The 5159-nt window shown below is 62.0% G+C and carries 4 protein-coding genes and 1 pseudogene; 2 read left to right on the top strand and 3 right to left on the bottom strand.

Annotated elements, in window-relative coordinates; genetic code table 11:
* Nucleotides 1–85: 85 nt before the first annotated feature.
* Nucleotides 86–373 (top strand): hypothetical protein, encoded by a 288-nt coding sequence (locus LDL37_RS16170; RefSeq protein ID WP_290799905.1) that lies wholly within the window; start codon nt 86–88, stop codon nt 371–373.
* Between the two features lie 46 nt (nt 374–419).
* Nucleotides 420–2771, top strand: a complete 2352-nt coding sequence (locus LDL37_RS16165; protein WP_290799904.1) for a glycoside hydrolase family 95 protein — start codon at nt 420–422, stop codon at nt 2769–2771.
* Here LDL37_RS16165 and LDL37_RS16160 read toward each other — a convergent pair.
* From LDL37_RS16160 to LDL37_RS16150, 3 genes and pseudogenes are all read right to left on the bottom strand, one after another.
* Nucleotides 2768–3517, bottom strand: coding sequence for an IclR family transcriptional regulator (locus LDL37_RS16160; protein WP_290799902.1), 750 nt, complete (start codon nt 3515–3517; stop codon nt 2768–2770). The two genes, LDL37_RS16165 and LDL37_RS16160, sit on opposite strands and share 4 nt — an antisense overlap.
* A gap of 372 nt (nt 3518–3889) precedes the next feature.
* Nucleotides 3890–4900, bottom strand: a complete 1011-nt coding sequence (locus LDL37_RS16155; protein WP_290799900.1) for a zinc-binding alcohol dehydrogenase family protein — start codon at nt 4898–4900, stop codon at nt 3890–3892.
* A gap of 154 nt (nt 4901–5054) precedes the next feature.
* Nucleotides 5055–5159 (bottom strand): annotated as a pseudogene (locus LDL37_RS16150) (succinyl-CoA--3-ketoacid-CoA transferase); the annotation flags it as partial.

Raw genomic sequence — 5159 nt, 5'->3', positions numbered from 1 at the left:
GCCGATGGCGATGAACAACAGCGCGCAGATCACCCAGCGATAGCGGGTGACCGGGCCCGTCGCGGCCGGTGAGGCGGAGGCGGTCATGCAGATGTTTCCTTTTTCTCTGTATGGGCAGGGCCCCTGTGCCGGGGCTTTCCTTGCTTTGGGTGCCTGTGACACCGGTGGCGCAACCTATGCCGAGCTTTGTGGCCCTGAAAAGGGGCAAAACGTCCGTTGGGGAAATAAAAACGATTGCGTGCCGTTTGGTTTGCCAGAATGGCGCGGCTTTAGCTGTGATCGGCTATCCGATAGCTACCGATCCAGCCAAGCCACGCTGCGAAATGACGGCCTGGGTTGGTTGTTCGCATTTGACGCTTCCGTTCGCCCGTAAAACGGCTATGGTTCCATAAAACATAATTCAGAGAGGGAACCCCAAAATGACGTTCAGTCGTCGTGAAACGCTCAAACTATCCGCTGGTCTTTCGCTGGCCGCGCTTGTGCCGCAGGTTGCCGCCGCGCAAACCCGCCCAACCGCAAGCAACGACCTTACCCTGTGGTATCGCGAGCCGGCTATCGAATGGACCGAGGCCCTGCCCTTGGGCAACGGACGCCTGGGGGCGATGGTGTTTGGCGGCGTGGCGCGCGAGCGGCTGCAACTGAACGAAGATACCCTGTACGCCGGGGCGCCGTATCAGCCGGCCAATCCCGATGGCCCGGCGGCCTTGCCGCAGATCCGCAAGCTGATCTTTGAGGGCAAATATGTTGAGGCACAAAGGCTTATTGACGCCCATTTCATGGGCAATCCGGTGCGGCAGGTGTCGTATCAGACGATCGGTGAGCTGACCCTGACCTTCGGGCCATCGTCCAATGCCAGTGGATATCGCCGGGAACTGGACCTGACCAAGGCGCTTTCGACCGTGACCTATCGTCAGGACGGCGTGACCTACAAGCGCGAAACCTTCATAAGCCCGGTCGATCAGGTGCTGGTGATGCGCCTGAGTGCCGATAAGCCGGGTAAGATCAGCTTCCAGCTCGGCTTTGAAACGCCGCAGATGGCGACCGTGGCCATCGAAAGCCCACAGGAGATCGTGCTGTCGGGTCGCAATGGCGGCCATAATGGCAAGGACGGGGCGCTACGCTTTGAAAGCCGCGTGCGCGTGGTGGCGAGCGGTGGCCAGCAAAGCACCGGCACCGATGAGCTTGTCGTCAGCGGGGCCGACAGCGTGCTGGTCTTGATGGCGGCGGCGACGAACTACAAATCGTTCCGCGATGTGTCGGGCGACCCGACCATCATCACGAAAGACCAGATCGCCGGGGCCGCGACGCGTTCGTTCGATGACCTCTATGCGGCGCATCTGAAGGCGCACAGTGAGCTGTTTGATCGCGTCCACGTCGATTTCGGGCGCACCGAGGCCGCCGATCAGCCGACGGCGCAACGCATTGCCCGCTCGCCATCGCAAAACGATCCGGCGCTGGCGGCGCTCTATTATCAGTATGGCCGCTATCTGCTGATATCGTGTTCGCGGCCGGGCACGCAGCCCGCCAATCTGCAAGGCCTGTGGAACGAGAAGCTGAACGCCCCGTGGGGTGGCAAATACACTATCAATATCAATACCGAGATGAACTACTGGCCGGCTGAGCCGACGGCCCTGCCGGAACTGACCGAGCCGCTGGTGCGGCTGGTGAAGGAGATTTCAGTCACCGGCGCTGAAACCGCGAAGATCATGTACGGGGCGCGCGGCTGGGTGGCGCACCACAATACCGATCTGTGGCGGGCCACGGCACCTATTGATGCTGCCTTCTACGGCACCTGGCCGACGGGTGGGGCGTGGCTGTGCCTGCACCTGTGGGATCGCTACGACTATGGCCGTGATCCGGCCTATCTGAAAGACATCTACCCCCTGCTCAAAGGCGCGGCGCAGTTCTTCCTCGATACGCTGGTGAAGGACCCTGCGACCGGTTACATGGTCACGGCGCCCTCTATCTCGCCGGAAAATGAGCACAGGTTCGGCACCTCGATCTGCGCCGGGCCGACCATGGACATGCAGATCCTGCGCGACCTGTTCGCCAATACGGCGCGGGCGGCGGACATCCTCAAAACCGATGCTGGCTTCCGTGCTGAGCTTCTGGCCATGCGCGACAGGCTGGTGCCCAACCAGATCGGTAAGGCCGGTCAGCTTCAGGAATGGAAGGACGACTGGGATATGGAGGCACCGGACCTGCACCATCGCCACGTCTCGCACCTTTATGGCCTGTTCCCGTCGCATCAGATCACCACGCGCAAGACGCCGGAACTGGCGGAAGCAGCCAAAAAATCGCTGGAGCTGCGTGGGGACATGTCCACCGGCTGGGCCATCGGCTGGCGCATCAATCTGTGGGCGCGGCTGGGCGAGGGGGAGCGCACGCACAGTATCCTCAAACTGCTGCTGGGGCCGGAGCGCACCTATCCCAATATGTTCGACGCCCACCCCCCGTTCCAGATCGACGGCAATTTCGGCGGCACGTCGGGTATGACCGAGATGCTGATGCAGTCCTATGACGATCAGATCATCCTGCTGCCGGCCCTGCCGACGGCGTGGCCGAAGGGGCACGTCACGGGCCTGAAAGCGCGCGGTGGCTTTACGGTGGACCTCCACTGGGCCGATATGACGCTGGAGCGGGTGACGATCCGCAGCGCCTTTGGCGAAAAGGCGATGCTGGTGCTGGGGGATCATCGCCTGCCCGTTACCCTTAAGAAAGGCCAGTCGGCGACCTTTAGCCTGCGGGCCGAGGGCCTTGTGAAGCTTTAATACAGCTCGCTGGAAATGGCCTGCGCCGTCTGGCGCAGGCGCTCCAGCACCTGCGGCTTGTCCATATGGCAGACCACGTGCGTCATGAAGGGCACGATCAGGGCGGCGACGGCGTGGTTTGAGCGGGAGGCGAAGATCGGCACGGCCAGATCGACAATGCCCAGCGTATAGGCACTGTCGCGTACCAGATAGCCCTGACGCTTCGCTTCACGCGCTTCGTCAAGGAAGGCGCGCAGGACAGGGCGGTCAATGCGGCCACGCATGGTGTGATACCAGTTGAGCTGATCGCGCAGGGGCAGGAAGCCGAAGATCATGCGCCCGGACGTGGCCGTGGCCGCCGGGGCGCGGAAGCCGACCTTAACCCCGAAGGCGGTCATACTCTCGCTTTCGGCGCGGGCGATGGCGACGATGTGCTCACGCGACAGGACGGTCATGTGGCACGATTGTTCGCTGTCGCGGGCCAGAGCGCGCATATGCGGCAGGGCCGCTTCGATCAGGCTCTGGCGCGGCGGGTACAGCATACCGAAATCGAACAGGCGGCTGGTCATGGTGTAGCGACCGGCTATATCGCGCCGCAGATACCCTTTGCCTTCCAGAGTCAGGATCATGCGGTAGATTTCGGCCTTCGAACGGCCGACTCCGGCGCAGATCTCACCGATGCTCAGCGGGCCCGACCGCCCGGCCAGAAACTCAAGAATCTCAATACCCTTTTCAAGGGCAGGCGCGCTGTAGGTCGGTTCGGACATCACGATTCCATTGGCTTACTGATAATGTGATAGCCGTTTCGCGCTGCGGCGTCAAAAAGGCCTCGCGGACCTTTGGTCGCAGGCAAAAAAAAGCCGCGCATTGCGGCGCGGCCAGTTTACAGGGAGGAAACGCCCAGGAAGGGCAATCGATGCAAGGCATCGAACACCTGCATCATATATGCTGCGATGCGGCAATTGCAAGGCAGGACTGTGTCAAGTTCAGTTACAAATCACAAAAAGTCTGTGAGGTTCGATCATTATGTTTAGTAAAACATAATGATCGAAATTTTTGTTTGGCCCTCGCCGGGCGGCGGCTCCGCCACCTTGGCCGCCGCCTCAATGGCGGCTTGAGCGGCATGAAATCATGCCGCTCTACACCTCCACCAAGGCCTTGATCACCCCGGCTTCGGGCACGGTCCAGCCGGGCAGGACGTCAGGCAGGTCATTCAGTGCGGCGCGGTGCGTATTGAGCGCGGCCGTGGGGATCAGCCCGGCGCGGATGGCGCTCAGCACCTCTTCAAAGTCTTCCACCGTGGCGTTGCGGCTGCCCAGCAGGGTGGTTTCGCGCTTGTGGAATTCCGGATCATTGAAGGTGATGTCGGCGGAGACCACCGAAATCAGCACATAGGTGCCGCCGTGGCCAACATAGCCGAACCCGGCCTCGATGGCCTTGGGTGAGCCGGTGGCGTCGAACACCGCGTCATAGAAGTCGCCTTCGGTCAGGGCCGACAGGTCGTCGCGTGCAGTGGGCGACAGCACCACCCCGTGGTCCATGCCGAGCGTTTTCAGGCAGACCTCGACGCGCGTGTTTTGCCCGTCGAGCACGGTCACCTCTGCGCCTTTCAGCTTGGCGAAGAGGGCCGTGGCCATGCCGATGGGACCAACGCCGGTGACCAGCACGCGCTGACCGGGCTGCACCTGCGCGCGGCGCACGCTGTGGCAGCCGATGGCGAGAAATTCCAGCATGGCCGCTTCGTCGAGCCCGATGCCCGTGGCCCGGAAGACGAAGGCTTCGGGGACGCTGATATATTCGGTCATGCCGCCGTCACGGTGTACGCCCAGCACCTGAATCTTCATGCAGCAGTTGGGGCGGCCCTTGCGGCAGGCCGCGCAGGTGCCGCACGACAGATAGGGCATGATATAGACCACATCGCCCGTGCTCAGCGCCGAACCTTCCGGGGCCTCGGCAACTTCGCCAGACAGTTCGTGGCCCATGACGCGCGGATAGCTGAGATAGGGCTGGGTGCCACGGAATATGTGCATGTCCGTACCACAGATGCCGACGCGGCGCACGCGGACCAGCACCTCACCCGCCTGTCGCACCGGTTTGTCGCGCTGAATGCGCACCAGCTTGCCGGGGCTTTCGCAGATGACCGTATCCATAGGGAACCTCGCAGGAATGTAGCTGTCTAGCTATATCCCTGGCCGCATGGTGTCAAATATGAAATAGAAATTTAATCGTGAACGCAGGCGTCAGGGTTGCTGTCCCCAGAAGGCGCGGCTCTTTTCGTGTTGTTCGTGGCTAATCTTCCAGCCCTTAGCGCAGCGCGACCTCATAGGTGGCCTGTGTCTGGGCGGCGATGTCGTCGAGGGTGACATCGGGGGCCAGTTCGACCAGCACGAGGCCTGAGCCGTCGGGCTT

This window comes from Asticcacaulis sp., assembly GCF_020217185.1.
In the GTDB taxonomy this organism is placed as follows: Bacteria; Pseudomonadota; Alphaproteobacteria; order Caulobacterales; family Caulobacteraceae; genus Asticcacaulis.
Note: the sequence above shows the minus strand (reverse complement) of the source record. Positions and strands in the feature narration are given on the sequence as shown.

Bases quoted from the DNA above. Each gene is read 5' to 3' on its own strand.
- LDL37_RS16170 (WP_290799905.1), top strand. From the start codon at position 86: ATGCAGATGTTTCCTTTTTCTCTGTATGGGCAGGGCCCCTGTGCCGGG.
- LDL37_RS16165 (WP_290799904.1), top strand. From the start codon at position 420: ATGACGTTCAGTCGTCGTGAAACGCTCAAACTATCCGCTGGTCTTTCG.
- LDL37_RS16160 (WP_290799902.1), bottom strand. From the start codon at position 3,517: ATGTCCGAACCGACCTACAGCGCGCCTGCCCTTGAAAAGGGTATTGAG.
- LDL37_RS16155 (WP_290799900.1), bottom strand. From the start codon at position 4,900: ATGGATACGGTCATCTGCGAAAGCCCCGGCAAGCTGGTGCGCATTCAG.